Raw genomic sequence first — 16294 nt, 5'->3', positions numbered from 1 at the left:
CGTCATGCTGAGCGGCGTGCAGCTCTCCCTCAGGATCGGGCCGGTGCCGCTGCCGCCGCCGCACGAGGTCGCGCAGTCGCTGGTCCACGCCAAGGTCGAGGAAGGGTCGGGCGACGCCCAGAGCGGCTTCGAGCTCGCCTTCGAGCTCCCCGCCCGTTCGCCGTTGCGCACGCTGTTCCTGCTGTCGGGCGGCGGCAGCCTGCCGCTGATGCGCGTCGTGCTGGTGGTCACCATCAACGGCACCGCGCAGTCGATCATCGACGGCGTCACCACCAACGTCGAGACGCAGCCCGGCGAGGGCGGCGTGTCGCGCCTGATCGTCAAGGGCAAGGACCTGTCGGCCCTGATGGACGTGATCGAGATCCCCGGCCTGCCGTTTCCGGCCATGCCGCCCTCGGTCCGCGTGCTGCTCATCCTGGCGAAGTATGCCGCGCTCGGCGTCTTCCCGATGGTGATCCCGAGCATCCTCGACATCCCCCCGCTGCCGCTGCAGCAGATCCCACAGCAGCGCGGCAGCGACTATGCCTACGTGAAGAAGCTGGCCGGCCAGGCGGGCTACGTCTTCTATCTGGAGCCGGGCCCGTCGCCTGGCACGTCGCGGGCCTACTGGGGGCCGGAGATCCGGGTCGGCGAGCCGCAGCCCGCGCTCACCGCCAACATGGACGCCCAGACCAACGTCGAGCAGCTCTCGTTCAACTTCGACAAGGAGAAGAAGAAGATCCCGATCGTCTTCTTCCAGGAGCCGTTCAGCAAGGCGCCGATCGGCGTGCCCATTCCCGACGTCACGCCGCTCAACCCGCCGCTCGGCGTGGTGCCGCCGCTGCCGCCCAACATCGTCAAGCTCGACAACACGGCCCATCTGTCGGCCCCGGAGGCGCTGATGGCCGGCATCGCCTATGCCGGCCAGAACTCCGACTCCGTGTTCGGCACCGGCCGCCTCGACATCGCCAAGTACGGGCGCCTGCTGCGTTCGCGCAAGCTCGTGGGCGTGCGCGGCGCCGGGCTGCCGTTCGACGGCCTCTACTACGTGAAGAGCGTGACCCACGAGATCGAGCGCGGCTCCTACAAGCAGGGCTTCTCGCTGGCGCGCAACGCGCTGGTCTCCACCTTCCCCACGGTACCGACATGACTGCCTCCCCGCTCTATGGAAAGTATCGCGGCATCGTCACGGTGAACGTCGACCCGCTGCAGATCGGCCGCATCCAGGCGATGGTGCCGGATGCCGCCGGCTTCGTACCGAGCACCTGGGCGATGCCCTGCCTTCCGATGGCGGGCATCAACAGCGGCGTGTTCACCGCGCCGATGATCGGCTCGGGCGTATGGATCGAGTTCGAGCGCGGCGATCCGGACTATCCCGTGTGGGTCGGCGGCTACTGGGGCAGCACGGCGGAAGTGCCGGTGCTCGCCCATGCCGTGCCGCCCGGCGTGCCGGGCCTCACGATCCAGACGCCGCTCAAGAACGGCATCGTGGTCAGCGACGTGCCGGGCCCGACCGGCGGCGTTCTGATCCAGACGACGACCGGCGCCATGATCTCGGTAAGCGACGTCGGCATCGTCATCTCCAACGGCAAGGGCGCGATCATCAACATGACCGGGCCCACGGTCGACGTGAATCTCGGCGCGTTGACAGTGGTCTGAGGGAGGTCCGCGCGATGCCCGCTCCCCTCCTCCATCTCGGCGCCACGGTGCTCTGCACTCATGCCGGCCAGGCGACCCCGCTCGCCCCCTTCCCGCGCGTGCTGCTCTCGGGACAGCCCGCCGTCACCCTGGCCTCGCCCTACGCCGTTGCCGGCTGCGCCCTCACCGGCACGCCCAATCCGCCCTGCGTCACCGGCCAGTGGATCGTGGGCGCCGCCCGCGTGCTCGCCGGCGGCGCGCCGGTGGTGACCATGATGGGCCAGTCGACCTGCGTGCCGACCGGGACGCCGATGATGCCGGTCGTCGCCCAGACGCGCGTGCTGGCGACCTGAGCGGGGGACCGGTCATGCCCGACCTCGACTTCCCCTACCGCTTCTCCGGGCTCGGCCGGACCGCGACGACCGATCGCGACGACCATATCCGCGACCTCATCCACCAGGTCCTGTTCACCGCACCGGGCGAGCGCGTGATGCGCCCCGATTTCGGCGCGGGCCTGCTGCAGCTCGTCTTCGAACCCAACAGCGCCACCCTCGCCGCCACCACGCAGCTCCTGGTGCAGAGCGCCCTGCAGCTCCACCTCGCACATCTCATCGCGGTGCAGTCCGTCGAGGTCGGCAACGACGACGCCGCGTTGCGGATCGACGTCAGGTACACCGTGCTGCTCGACCGCACGGAGCATAGCGCCACCTTCACCGCGCCGGGGGCGACGCCATGATCTTCCATTGCTGCGACCCGCGCCGCCTCGAAGTCCTGCGCCGCAGCGGCTCGGCCAATGCCATCGATTTCCTGGAGGTACTCGACCGGGCGAGCCCGCCGGCCGCGCCGCGACAGCAGACCCTGTTCGTGCGGCTGCTGCGGCCAGGCTTCGCGCTGACGCCGGACAATCTCCGGATCACCGGCGGCGAGCGCATCGCACGCGTGAATATCCTCTGGTGCGCCGCGGCCGACGCCCTGCCGCCGCAGGCCGAACCCGGCCTGGTCGACACCGTCGACGACCCGGCGCGTACGCTTGTCGTGCGCACCGACAGTTCCGGCGACTTCTCGACCTATACGCTCAGCATCGTCGCGAACTCCGGCACCGACGATCCACCGGCCGGCTTCGACCCCCGGCTGTCGTCGATCGCCTTCTCGTTCAAGGTCGAATGCCCGGCCGACTTCGACTGCGCCCAGCCTTCGCCGTGCCCGCCGGACGTCGGCGCCGAACCCGACATCAACTACCTGGCCAAGGACTACCAGGGTTTCCGCCGCCTGATGCTCGACCGGCTGAGCCTGCTGGTGCCCGGCTGGACCGAACGCTCGCCGGCCGATCTCGGCGTCATGCTGGTCGAGCTTCTGGCCTATGCCGCCGACAATCTCTCCTACCGCCAGGACGCGATCGCCAACGAGGCCTATCTCGCCACCGCACGGCAGCGCGTCTCGGTCCGCCGCCATGCGCGCCTCGTCGACTATTTCATGCACGAGGGCAGCAATGCGCGCGCCTTCGTCCATTTCGACATCGTCGGCCAGGCCGTCGCCCTCGCCCGGGGCAGCCAGCTCCTGACACGGGTGCCCGGGCTCCCGCCGGTGCTTGCGCCGGGCAGCGAGGAGTGGCGCGACGCACTCGCGGCCGGTCCCCTGGTGTTCGAGACCGCGCACGATGCGGTGCTCGACGAGCGCCTGAACCGCGTCTCCTTCTATACGTGGGGTGATGGCGGCTGCTGCCTCGTCCGCGGCACGACCCGGGCGACGCTGATCGGCCATCTCGCCGGCGTGCTCTCGGTCGGCGACATCCTGGTCTTCGAGGAGGTCGTCAGCCCGACCACCTTCACGGCCGGCGACGCCGACCGCACCCATCGCTGGGCCGTGCGCCTGACCGAGGTCACCGATTCCCAGGACCCGTCGGGCCGGCTGTTCGAGGATCCGCCGGTCGACGCCGCGCTGGACGTCACCGAGATCGCCTGGGACGCCGCCGATGCGCTCCCCTTCCCGCTCTGCCTGACGGTCGAGGAGCGGCCCGGCCTCGAAGTCAGCGTCGCCATGGGCAATATCGTGATCGCCGATCATGGACTCACCGTCGCCGACGAGCCGCTGGGCGACGTGCCGCCGGCCACGCTGCAGCTCGTGGCGGTGACGTCCGGCGACTGCTGCGACAAGCCCGAGCCGGCCGTGGTACCGCCGCGCTTCCGTCCCGCCCTGGCGCAGCTCCCCCTGTCGCACGGCTTCGACGTCGCCGGGTTGCTGGCCGTGCCGGTCGGCACCGACGAGGCCTGGTGGCCGGCCAGCTCGTTGCTCTCCATCGACGCGCGGGCCGCCACGCCGCTGATCGGCCCGATGACCGGCACGCTGGGTGCCGTGACGGAGGCCTGGACGCCGCGCCGCGACCTCCTGTCGAGCGCGGACGATGCCACGGAGTTCGTCGTCGAGATCGAGAACGGTGGCCGCGCGCGCCTGCGCTTCGGCGACGACGATCACGGCAAGCGCCCCGACCCGGGGACCGGCTTCGTGGCGACCTACCGCATCGGCAACGGCAGCGCCGGCAACGTCGGCGCCGAGGCGATCGCCCACGTCGTGAGCACCGCCAACGGCGTCTTCACGGCATTGCGCAACCCGCTGGCAGCGGCCGGCGGCGTCGATCCCGAGGACATCGAGGAGGTCCGCCGCGACGCGCCGCAGGCGTTCCGCACCCAGGAGCGGGCGGTGACGGCGGCCGACTATGCCGCGGCGGCCGAGCGGCGGCCCGACGTGCAGCGCGCCGCCGCCTCTTTCCGCTGGACCGGCAGCTGGCACACCGTCTTCGTCACCCCCGACCGGTTCGGCGGCATTGCGGTCGACGACACGTTCAAGGCACGCCTGCGCCGCCACCTCGAGCGCTTCCGCATGGCCGGCTACGACCTCGAGGTGAACAGCCCGCGCTACGTGCCGCTGGAGGTAGGGCTGCATGTCTGCGTCAAGGACGACTATTTCCGCGCCGACGTACTGCAGGCCGTAAGGCGCGTCCTGTCCAGCGACGTCCTGACGGACGGGACGCTGGGCGTGTTCCATCCCGACAACTTCTCTTTCGGCCAGCCGGTCTATCTCAGCCGCGTGATCGCCGCCGCGCAGGCGGTCGAGGGGGTCGATTCGGTGCGGGTCGACAGCTTCCGGCGGCTCGCCGAGCGCGGCTCGACGTCCCTCGACGACGGCGTGATCGCGATCGGCGACCTCGAGATCGCGCAACTGGCCAACAATCCGAGCTTCCCCGAACGCGGGAAGCTCGCGCTGGCGGCAGGAGGCGGCAAGTGACCAAGCCGGTGCCAGACCTCAAGCCCCATGTTCCGCCGCTCGCGCCGGGCACGGAATGCTGCGACTGCTGCGACGGGATCGCCGCCGAGACGCCGCAGGGCATCGACAATCGCGGTGGCCTCTCGGCGATCGCGTATCGCATCGGCCGCCATCCGCAGTTCCGCGCCAGCCTGCAGGCGGCGCTCTCTTCCTCCGCCTTCCCGGCGCTGGGCGCCCTGCGTACGCGAGACAACGACGACTTCACGATCGGCCTGATCGACGCCTTCGCCTGCTCGGCCGACGTCGTGACCTTCTACCAGGAGCGCATCGCCAACGAATCGTGGCTGCGCACCGCCGTCGAGCGCGTGTCCCTGCAGGAGATGGGCAAGCTGGTCGGCTACCGGCTGCGTCCGGGCGTGGCGGCCGAGACCTGGCTCGCCTTCGCCCTCGACACGCCGCCCGTCCCGCCGGCGACCTTGGCGCCGGAGCCCGGAAACTTCGTCACCGGGGTCCCGGCCAGCCTGGCGCTCGAGATCGGCACGCGGGTGCAGAGCGTGCCCGGCCCCGGCGAGAAGCCGCAGAGCTTCGAGCTGGTCGAGACGCTGGCCGACACCCGCGCCGCCTGGAACGCCATGACGCCCTGGCTCGCCGAGGCCCATCTGCCGGCGCGCGGCGAGCGGCAGGCCTGGCTGGCCGGCGTCGCCACCAACCTCAAGCCCGGCGACGCCCTGCTGTTCGTCGGCGGCGAATTCTTCGCCGACGCGACCAGCGACGCCTGGGACTTCCGCCTGGTCACCGCCGTCGAACCCGATTCCGCCAACGACCGGACACGCGTCGCCTGGGCGCGCGGGCTCGGCGCATCGGACCCGTTCTCCAACCCGCCCGCCCAGCCCGGCGTGTTCGCGCTGCGCAAGCGCTCGGCCGTCTTCGGCAACAACGCCCCGGTGTGGCGCAGCATGGATCCGCGCTTCCGGGCCGGCTATGCGGCCAAGTTCGGCGGCTCCTCCACCGCCGACGAATGGCGCAACTTCACCATCACGCCGGCCAGTCCCAGCGCCACGGCCGGCGCGGTCGATCTCGACCAGGTGCAGTCCGAGATCGCGGCCGACGTGCCGGGCGACATCGCGCGCCGGAGCTTCGCCGTCCTCGCCAAGGGCGGCTTCAACCGCCGCGACGAAAACTTCCCCAGCGGCACCTATGTCGAGCTCTATCGCGTGACGGCCACCACCGAAGTCTCGCGCGCCGAGTTCGCCCTGTCGGCCAAGGTCACGCGCCTCGACCTGGCCGGCGAGAACCTCAACGTCTTCTTCGCGTCTCCCCGCGAGACCTCGGTCTATGCCAGGTCGGAGCTGATGCCGCTCGCTCAACGGCCGGTCACGACGGCGGTCGGCGGCGATCGCATTCCCGTCGCCGTCGCGGCCGACGGCCTGGTGGCGGGCCGGCGTCTGGTGGTGCGAGGCGTGCGCACAAGCGACGGCCAGCCGGTGGTCGTGCAGGCGACCCTTGTCGCCGCGCATGCCGTCGACGCCGGGCGCTGCGAGCTCGAGATCAGCCCGCCGCTCGCCGACGCACTGCGGCGCGACAGCGTCGTGGTCCACGGCAATGTCGCGCTGGCTTCGCACGGCGAATCGGTGAGCCAGGTGCTGGGCGCCGGCAATGCCAGCCAGCCCTTCCAGAAGTTCGAGCTGAAGCAGCTGCCGCTCACCTGGCGCGCAGCCGCCAACGAGCTCGGCGCCGCCGCCGAGCTCACCGTGCGCGTGGGCGGCGTGGCCTGGAAGGAACGGACGACGCTGTACGGGGCGGCGCCGACCGACCGCGCCTTCACCCTGTCGACCGACGAGCAGGGACGGATGTTCGTCGGCTTCGGCGATGGCCTTCGCGGCGCCCGGCTGCCAAGCGGCACCAACAACGTCCAGGCCGCTTACCGCAAGGGCCTGGGCATCGAGGGCAATGTCGCCGCCGGCAGCCTCACGCAGCTCATGACGCGGCCGCTGGGACTGAAGAGCGTCAGCAATCCGCTGGCCGCCGAGGGCGGCACCGATCCCGAGCCGGCGAGCGACGCCCGCCGCAGCATTCCGCTCACGACCCGCACCCTGGGGCGGGCCGTGTCGGTGCTCGACTACGAGGATTTCGCCCGGGCCTATAGCGGGATCGCCAAGGCCCGGGCGGGCGTTCTGCAGGTGAGCGGGATCAGGACGGTGGCGATCACCCTGGCCGCGCCGCTCGGCAAGCCGCTCACGCCGGCAAGCCCCGTCTGGACCAACCTGCTCGGAGCGCTCAAGGCGAGCGGCGACCCGCATGTCCCCGTGACCCTGCTGTCCCTGCAGCAGAGCACCTTCCGCCTCGGCCTCCGGGTGAAGTGCGATCCCGACTTCGAGAGCGCCAAGGTGCTGGCGTCCGTCGAGGCCGCGCTCCGCGACCATTTCTCCTTCGATGTCCGCGAGCCGGGCCAGCCGGTGCAGCAGTCCGATGTCATCGCCACGGCGCAGGCCGTCCCCGGGGTCGTGGCGGTCGACCTGACGCGGCTCTACGGCGGCACGCAGCCCCTCCAGCAGACCGTTCCGTCGCTGCAGGTCCGGCTGCTCGCATCCCGCCAGCGGGTCGAGGGCGGCATTGCCCGGGCCGCCGAGCTGCTGACCCTCGATCCCGCCCCCTTCGACGATCTCGAGGTGATGGCATGAGCACGCTCACCGCCGAGCGCCTCTACGGCCTGCTGCCGGCCGTCTACCGCCTGCGCGACGCCGAGCAGGGAGAGCCCCTGCGCGCGCTGATCGCGGCCTTCGCCCAGCAGTTCGCCGCCCTCGAGGAGAATGTCGAGCAGCTCTACGACGACCAGTTCATCGAGACCTGCGCCGACTGGGTGGCTCCCTATATCGGCGACCTGATCGGGTACCGGCCGCTCCATGGCGTGGCGCCGAAAGTCGCCTCGCCGCGCGCCGAGGTCGCCAACACCATCGCCTACCGCCGGCGCAAGGGCACGGCCCTGATGCTGGAACAGCTCGCGCAGGACGTCACAGATTGGCCCGCGCATGCCGTCGAATTCTTCCAGCTTCTTGCCACCACCCAGTACATGAAGCACATCCGCCTGCAGGCGCCGGCGACCGCCGACCTGCGCGACCTGCGGGCTGCCTTCCACGAGGGCGGCGCCTTCACGGCCTTCGCGCACACGCCCGAGATGCGCCGGCCCGAGACCGGCGCGGGCCGCTACAACATTCCCAACATCGGCATCTTCCTGTGGCGGCTGGTATCGCTCGGCCTGACGGCGCTGCCGCTTGTCGCCGATCCCGGCGATGCCAGCGGCCGGCGGTTCCGCGTCAATCCGCTGGGCGCCGACCTCCAGCTCTTCCGGCGCGCCCGCACCGAGGACGACATCAGCCATCTCGCCGAGCCGATCAACGTCCCCGAGCCCCTGTCGGTGCGGCTGATGGCGCTGGCCGTTAAGGCCGCCCAGTCCAGTATCGTGCCGGCGCCGGACGCCGTGCTCGACGACGACTATGGGACCGGCGAGAGCCTGGTCCTGCTGCGCCCGGGCGATCCGCCGACGCCGGTCCCCGTCGGCCAGATCCGGATCTGCGATCTGCGCGACATCGTCGACGGCGGCGGCGCGGTGATCGGCTGGAACCACGAGGCGGCGGTGCCCGCCGGCACGATCGGCGTGGACCCCGAGCGCGGGCGCGTGCTGCTGGGGGCGCCGGCCGACGGCCCGCTGCTGGCGACCTTCCACTACGGCTCGGTGTGGACCTTGGGCGGCGGCGAGTACGAGCGTACGCCCGAGGGCGACGCGCTCGCCAACCAGCAGGCGGTGGCCGACAGCGACCCGCTGCAGCCGGGGCTCGACGCCGTCGCCGGCGAAGGCCGGCTCACGATCGGCGACAGCCTGACCTACACCGAAACCCCGGTCTTCAGGGTCGACGACGTCATCGCTTCGGGAGCACCGGGATGCCTGGTCGTCGTCGCCGCGCGCAATCCGGCGCGGCCGCTGATCGCGGCGAGCGGCGACATCACGCTCGCGATCGGCGCGCGCGGCACGCTGGTCCTCGACGGGCTGGTCGTCTCGGGCGGCGCGCTGACCTTGGGGGCAGCGGCCGACGACGAGCCGCGCGAGCTGGTGCTGCGCGACTGCACGCTGGTGCCGGGGCTGCGTCTCCAGCCCGGCGGCAGCGCCGTGTCGCCCGGCGCGCCCAGCCTCGTCATCCGGCATCCTTTCGCGAAGGTGACGCTCGAACGCTGCATCACCGGCCCGATCCAGATCGATGCTCACGCCGAGCTCACCTTGGTCGACTGCATCGTCGATGCCGGCGATCCGCAGGCCGTCGCCTATGCCGCCGACAATGCCGGCGGGCCCGGCGCCCGGCTGACGGCAAGGGAATGCACGATCGTGGGCAAGGTCCACTCCCGGGTGATCGACCTCGCCTCCAACTGCATCTTCTTCGCCCGCCTCGACCCGGCGCCCGCCGAGACCTGGCGGGCGCCGGTCATCGCCGAACGACGGCAGGAGGGCTGCATGCGCTTCAGCTACGTGCCCTCGGGTTCGATCACGCCGCGGCGCTTCCACTGCGTTCCCGACAGCGCCCATCCCGAGGCCGTCCCGCACTTCACCTCGTTGCGCTACGGCGATCCGGCCTACGGCCAGCTGCGCCGCGTGACCGACGCCGCGATCCGCACCGGCGCCGACGACGGCGGCGAGATGGGTGTCCTCCACGCACTCTTCCAGCCTCAGCGCGAAACCAACCTGCGCGTGCGCCTCGACGAGTATCTGCGCTTCGGCCTGCACGCCGGCTTCTTCTACGCGAGCTGACCTGATCTAGCGGGGAACCATCATGGCCACCGACTTCTCCCGAATCCGCCTCAATCCGCTGCTGGACTATGCCGGCGTGACGCTGAAGCAGGGCGGTGTGCTGCTCGATGCCGATGCCAACGAGCTGGTCGACATCGTCGACCGGCGCCTGCGCGCGCTGGCCAGCGACGTGCTGGGACGTGCCACGGTATCCTCGACCACGGTCAATGCCTTCAAGCTCGCGGTCTCGGGCTCGTCGCTCACGATCGACAGGGGGCGACTCTATGTCGACGGGCTGCTGGCCGAGAACCACGGCGCCGTCTCCAGCGATCCCGCCAAGCGGCTGTTCGATCCGCTGATGGCCGAGCGGCAGTTCGCCGATCCGATTCCCTACGGCGCCCAGCCCTACCTGCCCAACCCGCCGGCCCTGCCCACGGCGGGCCGCCATCTCGTCTATCTCGACGTCTGGAACCGCGAGGTGACCTTCCTCGAGAAGCCCGACCTGGTGGAAAGCGCGGTCGGCGTCGACGCCTCCTCGCGCGTCCAGACGGTCTGGCAGGTTCGGGCGCTCGCCCCGGATGCCGGCGCGTCGACCACCTGCGCCTCGCCGGACGCCGACTTCCCCGGCTGGACCGACACGATCGCGCCCTCCACCGGCGTGCTGACCACGGGCACCTTCGAGATCGCGCCGGTCGACGATCCCTGCGAGCTGCCGCCGACCGGCGGCTATCGCGGGCTGGAGAACCAGCTCTACCGGGTCGAGATCCACGATCCCGGCCAGCCCGGCGGCACCGCCACCTTCAAGTGGTCGCGCGAGAATGCCAGCGTCGGCAGCCGCGTCGCCAGCATGGTGTCGGGCAGCGAGCTGGAACTGGCCACGCTCGGCCGCGACGACGTGCTGTCGTTCAAGACCGGCGACTGGGTCGAGATCCTGGACGACGTGCGCGAGTTCTCCCAGGCGTCCGGCGAGATGCGCAAGGTCACCGTGATCGAGGCGACGCGACGGCTGCAGTTCACGCCGCCGCTGCCGGCGGTGATGCTCCCCGGCAGCTTCCCCAACAGCGCCTTCCCGGCCGCGCGCAACCTGCGCGTCCGGCGCTGGGACCAGCACGGCGCGGTGTTCCGCACCGCTGCCGGCGGCACGCCGGTGCAGGTCCAGGATCTCGACGCCGCGACGTCGACCGGCGTCATCGCCGTGCCAACCGCGGCCACGACGCTGCTGCTGGAGAACGGCGTCACCGTGTCGTTCGCCTCGACCGGCGCCAAGGGCTTCAAGGCCGGCGACTACTGGGTGTTCGCGGCCCGCACCGCCGACGCCTCGGTCGAGCTGCTTGATCACGCGCCGCCGCGCGGCATCCATCACCACTACGCCCGCCTCGGCATCTGGGATGTCGGCGCGGGCACCGTCGTCGACTGCCGGCATCCCTGGCCGCCGGCCGGCGAAGGCCACGACTGCAGCTGCACGGCCTGCGTCACCGCCGAAAGCCATGCCGGTGGCCAGTTCACCATCCAGGATGCCGTGAATCAGGTCGCGCAGACCGGCGGCACGGTCTGCCTGGGAGCCGGGTCCTACGCGCTCACGAGCCCGGTCGAGCTGAACGGCGTGCGCTCCGTTCGCATTCGCGGCCAGGGGCCGGCCACCATCCTGGCGACCGCCGGCGCCGCCTTCGTCATCCGCAGCGGCATCGCCGTGGGCATCGAAAGCATGGCGATCCTGGCGCTGGGCCGGGAGCCCGCGATCAGCGTGCAGACGGCGCTCGGCCTCGTCCTGCGCCAGCTCGCCCTGGCGGTCTTCCGCGGCGCCGACAACCGCGGCTCGGCGATCTCCCTGCAGGGGATCGTGGCAGGCGCGTCGATCGCCGAGAACGCCATCTTCGCCCCGGTCGGCATCCTCGCCAACGATCCCACCGCGCCGCGCGGCGAGGGCGACGACCAGACCGCCTTCCTGGCGGCAGCCGGCCTGGCGATCGACGACAATGTCCTGTGGTGCGCCCAGCAGGCGATCGGCCTCGACGGCAACGTGCTCCACCTCCTGAACACGCGCATCACCGGCAACGACGCGATCGCCTGCGCGCAGGTCGCGATGAGCGCGACCGGGCTCGGTCTCCCCGGCAGCTCGATGGCGATCGGCCGAAACAGCTTCTCGATCGCCGGCAACGGCATCCGCTGCGCCGTCGACGGCGCGTGGATCGGGGAGAACAAGCTGGTCAACACGGCGAGCGCCGCCACCGATGCGTCGATCGCCATCGCGCTGGTCACCGGCCTGGACAAGAACGGATCGGACCAGTGCCAGGTGCTGGCGAACCAGATCTCCGGCTTCGGCGGGTCGGGCATCGTGATCGGCGCGCCGGTGCGCGAGCTGATCGTGAAGCTGAACATCATCGAGAGCTGCGGAAGCGGCATCGTCTCCACCGACAATGCCAATGGCGGGTCCCTGTCGATCGAGAACAACCATCTGCGCAACATCGACTCCGGCCGCGAAGGCTCGCGCGCGGCGCTGGTGGGCATCGCCGTGACGCGCGCGCAGTCGGTCACCATCGCCGGCAACGTGATCCGCTCGCTGGGCGCCACGGCCGTGCAGGCGGCCCTCAAGGTCGGCATCCTGGGGATCGGCGTCGAGCGCGCCCGCATCTCCGGCAACGAGGTGACCGACCTCGCGCCGCCAGGCGACTTCGTCGGCCGCGCCGCCGGCATCATGCTGGTCGCCCCGCTCGCCGACTTCGAGGTCGGGCACAACCGCGTCGAGCGGGACGCCACGCCCTCGACCCAGCGCAGCAACGGAAACTGGGAGGCGCTGGTCGTCCTCGACGTCGACCCGCAGACCTCGCTGCAGCGCGTCGACAGGGTCACGACAGTGCGGGTCGAGCCGGCCAGGGCCGTCGTGCTGGGGGCCGGACGACCCTATCTTTCTGCCCTCTCCTTCGCAGCGGTCGAGAACCAGCCACCGGGCGCCCAGGGCTCGGTCCTCGGCAACGTCCTGATCTCGCGCGGCGACGCGCCGGCGGTCGAGGTGGTGGCGGCGCAATGCCTGTTCAACGACAACCGCGTCGATGCCCGCCTGAACGGCAAGATCGCCGTCCGGCTGGCGACGCCGCTCTGCATCGTCAGCACCAACCGGGTGACCGGCAACGAATTCTCCATCCAGATCACCGGTGCCACGGCGAAGACCGCTACGGTGCTGGGCAACATCACCACCAGGGGCATTTCCCTGGCCGGCGCACCCTTGCCGGCCCCCTGGGATGCCCTCAATCTGCGCGCCTAGGAGCCCGAGGAGACGAACATGCCGCGGACCTTCACCGTCAAGAACGAGACCACGCTCCAGTCCCTGGGCACCGCCCTGCTCGATGCGCGATTCGGCGGCGCCCAGGCCGAGGCGGCGATGGAGCAGGTGAAGGCGCTCAATCCCCACGTCGATTTCCAGAGGATCGCGCCGGGCACGGTGCTGTTCGTGCCCGAGACGACAGGCCTCAAGGCGACCGCCGGAACGTCGGCGCAGTCCGCCCCGCTGGACGAGTTCCGCGCCCTGCTCTCCGGCGCGCTCGGCGACGCGGCGGGCCGCCTCAAGGAAGGCAACGCGGCGCGCGCCGCCGGCCGCGCCGACCTCGCCGCGGCGCTCAAGAGCACGGCCTTCAAGCGCGTCGTCGGCGAGGACCGCGACATCGCCGCCCAGGTGACGGAAGCGCAGGAGGCGATGGCGAGCGAGGAGCGTGACGACAAGCAGGCCGAGGAGAACTTCGCGGCGGTGAGCAAAGCGACGCTGGCCGCGCTCACGCAGCTGCGCAAGCTGGCGGGCTGAGGCGAGCCGAACGCCCGCCTCTCGGGCCGGCCGAGGCGCCAGGCCTCACCGCGCTCGCGCCGCCCGCCGCTGGTCCCACCATTTCTCCGCCTCCATGACGGCGAGCAGCACGGCGGCGAGGAGCAGCAGCACCGCCCAGTCGGAGAGGCTGACCGGCGCGATGTGGAGCAGGTCGCGCAGCACCGGCAGGTGCATGGCGCCGATGTGCAGCACCTGCGCGCCGATCACGGCCAGCAGCAGCAGCGGATTGGCGAACAGGCGCTGGCGGAACACCGAATGGTGCTCGGAGCGGCTGTTGAAGGTCTGGAAGTTCTCGAACAGCACGAACAGCAGCAGCAGGAGGTTGCGCGCCTCGGCCTCGCCCGTGCCCCGCTCGATCAGCCACCAGAAGACCGCGAAGCCGCCCACGCCCATGACCAGGGTCGAGTGCAGGATGCGTCGGATCATCACCCTGTCGAAGATCGGCTCGCGCGGCGGCCGCGGCGGGTACGCGAGCTCGTCGCCTTCCGCCGGCTCGGTCGCCAGCGCCACGTCCTGCAGCCCGTTGGTGACGAGGTTGAGCCACAGGAGCTGCACCGGCAGCAGCGGCATCGGCAGTCCGAGGGGGATCGCCAGCAGGAACAGCATCAGCTCGGCCGCCCCCGTCGACACCAGCATGAACACGATCTTGCGGATGTTGGCGTAGGCGACGCGGCCCTCCTCAATGCCCTTGACGATCGAGGCGAAGTTGTCATCGGTGATGACGATGTCGGCGCTTTCCTTAGCGACCTCGGTACCCTTGCGCCCCATCGCCACGCCGACATGGGCGTGCTTCAGCGCCGGTGCGTCGTTCACGCCGTCGCCGGTGACGGCCACGAAGTGGCCGTTGCGCGCCTGCGACATCACGATGGCGAGCTTCTGCGCCGGCTCGACGCGGGCGAAGATGCGCGCCCGACGGGTCAGCCGGTCGAGCGCCTCGGGGCCTTCTTCCTCGGCGGCGCGGACGCGGTCGCCCGTCACCACCTCCTCGGCGCCGGCATCGAGGCCAGCCTGGGCGGCGATGGCGAGCGCGGTGCGCGGATCGTCGCCGGTCAGCATGGCGACGCCGATGCCTGCCCGCCGGCAGTCGCGGATGGCGCCGGGCACTTCGGGGCGCACCGGGTCCTGCATGCCGGCCAGGCCGACGAACACCAGGTTGAGCAGGTGGCGATGCCCGTATCCGCCCTCCGGCTCGGGCGCGATCTCGCCCTCGGCGAAGGCCAGCACGCGCAGGCCGCGCGCCGCGAGCGCCTCCTTCTGGGCGAGCAGGCGCGCGCGGTCGGTGGCGACCAGCCCGTCGGCGACCTCCATGCGGTCGGCCATGGCGATGACGGTCTCCGGCGCGCCCTTCACGAACACGCGGATGCCGCCCTCGTGCGCATGGAAGGACGCGGCGTAGCGCAGGTCGGGCTCGTAGGGGATGCGGCTGGCCAGCGGATAGCGGGCCATCAGGTCCTCGTGGACCAGGCCACCCTTGCGCGCCGCCGCCAGGAGCGCGATGTCGACCGAATCGCCGGCCCCGGACCAGCCTTCGCGTTCGCGCACAAGGCGCGCCTCGTTGGGGAGCGCCGCCGAGCGCAGCAGCGTCGCCACGCGCCTGCGCGCCGATTCGGGACTGCCCTCTGTCGGCACCACGGCGCAGGCGTCGAGGTCGTCGCCGGCCTCGCAGGCGAGCAACGTCCCGTCGGGCAGGCAGAGGTCGGTGACCGTGAGCTGGTTCAGGGTCAGCGTTCCGGTCTTGTCGGTGGCGATCAGCGTGCAGGATCCGAGCGATTCGACCGCCGCCATCCGGCGGACGATGACGTGCACGCCGGCCATGCGGCGCATGCCGATGGCCAGGGCGACCGAGATGGCGACCGGAAGACCCTCCGGGATCGCGCTCACGGCCAGCGCCACCGACAGAAGGAAGAGGTCGCGCAGCGCCATGTCGCGCATCAGCCCCGCGAGGACCAGCAGGACCACGGCGACGCCGACCGCGAGCGTGATCAGGCGCGCGAAGCGCTCCATGCGGATGATGAGCGGCGGCTGCGTCATCGACCGCTTGCCGAGCTCGGCGGCGATGCGGCCGATCTCGGTGGTGCGGCCGGTCGCCGTCACGATGCCGCGAGCGCGCCCGCGCACGATCGTCGAGCCTGCAAAGGCCATCGCGAGCCGGTGATCGGCGTCGGGGCGGCGCTCCGCCTCGCCGACAGGCGCCGCCGCCGACTTCCGGACAGGCGCGGATTCACCGGTCAGGAGCGACTCGTCGCACTGCAGGTCGCTGCTGGCCAGGAGGCGGAGGTCGGCGGGCACGCGGCCGCCCGCCTCGAGCAGGACCAGGTCGCCCGGCACCAGCCGGCGCGCGTCGATCTCGGCCGGCGCGCCGTCGCGGATCACGGTGGCCCGCGGCTGTTCCATGGCGCGCAGCGCGGCGGCCGCCCGGCTGGCCGAATGCTCCTGGACCGTGCCGATCGCGCCGTTCATCAGCAGCACCACGCCGATGAACAGCGCGTCGCTGAGGTCGCCCATCAGCAGCGAGACCAGCGCGGCCGCGGCGAGGACGTAGATGAGCGGGCTCAGGAACTGCCGCAGGAACACGAGGGGGAGCGACGGCGGCCGGACCTCGGGCAGGGCGTTGGGACCGTGCTGCGCCAGCCGGGCCTCCGCCTCGCCGGCCGTCAGGCCGTGCCCGCTGGCGCCGGTCGGCTCGCGATGGTCGTCGCCGCTCATCAGTCGGTCGGCGCGACGCTGTCGGGGCCAGGGGGCGGTGAGCCGGTCATCGGCGTGCAGTTCCTCTCCTTGTCGGGCCCGTGATCGGCCGCACGGGCATCGGCGACCGGCGACCT

At 71.4% G+C, this 16294-nt stretch carries 10 protein-coding genes; 9 read left to right on the top strand and 1 reads right to left on the bottom strand.

Features of this window, described 5'->3' with window-relative positions; genetic code table 11:
- Window positions 1-4 precede the first annotated feature (4 nt).
- From ACO073_RS31065 to ACO073_RS31025, 9 genes are read left to right on the top strand one after another with little or no spacing between them, the layout of a single operon-like run.
- Window positions 5-1129, top strand: a complete 1125-nt coding sequence (locus tag ACO073_RS31065) for a hypothetical protein (RefSeq protein ID WP_422003434.1) — start codon at window positions 5-7, stop codon at window positions 1127-1129.
- Window positions 1126-1638, top strand: a complete 513-nt coding sequence (locus tag ACO073_RS31060; protein WP_422003432.1) for a phage baseplate assembly protein V — start codon at window positions 1126-1128, stop codon at window positions 1636-1638. Before ACO073_RS31065 ends, ACO073_RS31060 begins: the two co-directional genes overlap by 4 nt.
- Before the next feature lie 14 nt (window positions 1639-1652).
- Window positions 1653-1970 carry a hypothetical protein gene (locus tag ACO073_RS31055; protein ID WP_422003431.1) on the top strand — a complete coding sequence of 106 codons (318 nt, stop codon included), beginning with the start codon at window positions 1653-1655 and terminating at the stop codon, window positions 1968-1970.
- A 14-nt stretch (window positions 1971-1984) separates the two neighbouring features.
- On the top strand, window positions 1985-2353 hold the full coding sequence (locus ACO073_RS31050; RefSeq protein WP_422003429.1) for a GPW/gp25 family protein: 369 nt from the start codon (window positions 1985-1987) through the stop codon (window positions 2351-2353).
- Window positions 2350-4899, top strand: coding sequence for a putative baseplate assembly protein (locus tag ACO073_RS31045; RefSeq protein ID WP_422003427.1), 2550 nt, complete (start codon window positions 2350-2352; stop codon window positions 4897-4899). The genes ACO073_RS31050 and ACO073_RS31045 overlap by 4 nt, the downstream gene beginning before the upstream one ends.
- Window positions 4896-7559: a putative baseplate assembly protein gene (locus tag ACO073_RS31040; RefSeq protein WP_422003425.1), complete on the top strand. Its 2664-nt coding sequence runs from the start codon at window positions 4896-4898 to the stop codon at window positions 7557-7559. Before ACO073_RS31045 ends, ACO073_RS31040 begins: the two co-directional genes overlap by 4 nt.
- Complete coding sequence (locus ACO073_RS31035; RefSeq protein WP_422003424.1) at window positions 7556-9676, top strand: hypothetical protein; 2121 nt, start codon at window positions 7556-7558, stop codon at window positions 9674-9676. The genes ACO073_RS31040 and ACO073_RS31035 overlap by 4 nt, the downstream gene beginning before the upstream one ends.
- Window positions 9677-9698: 22 nt before the next feature.
- Complete coding sequence (locus ACO073_RS31030) at window positions 9699-12917, top strand: DUF6519 domain-containing protein (RefSeq protein ID WP_422003422.1); 3219 nt, start codon at window positions 9699-9701, stop codon at window positions 12915-12917.
- Between the two features lie 18 nt (window positions 12918-12935).
- Window positions 12936-13451, top strand: coding sequence for a hypothetical protein (locus tag ACO073_RS31025; RefSeq protein WP_422003421.1), 516 nt, complete (start codon window positions 12936-12938; stop codon window positions 13449-13451).
- Between the two features lie 45 nt (window positions 13452-13496).
- Here the strand turns inward: ACO073_RS31025 and ACO073_RS31020 are convergent, their stop codons facing one another.
- Window positions 13497-16178 carry a cation-translocating P-type ATPase gene (locus tag ACO073_RS31020; RefSeq protein ID WP_422003419.1) on the bottom strand — a complete coding sequence of 894 codons (2682 nt, stop codon included), beginning with the start codon at window positions 16176-16178 and terminating at the stop codon, window positions 13497-13499.
- Window positions 16179-16294: the final 116 nt, after the last annotated feature.

Origin of the sequence: Reyranella sp. (genome assembly GCF_965229815.1) — a bacterium.
GTDB lineage: Bacteria > Pseudomonadota > Alphaproteobacteria > Reyranellales > Reyranellaceae > Reyranella.
Note: the sequence above shows the minus strand (reverse complement) of the source record. Positions and strands in the feature narration are given on the sequence as shown.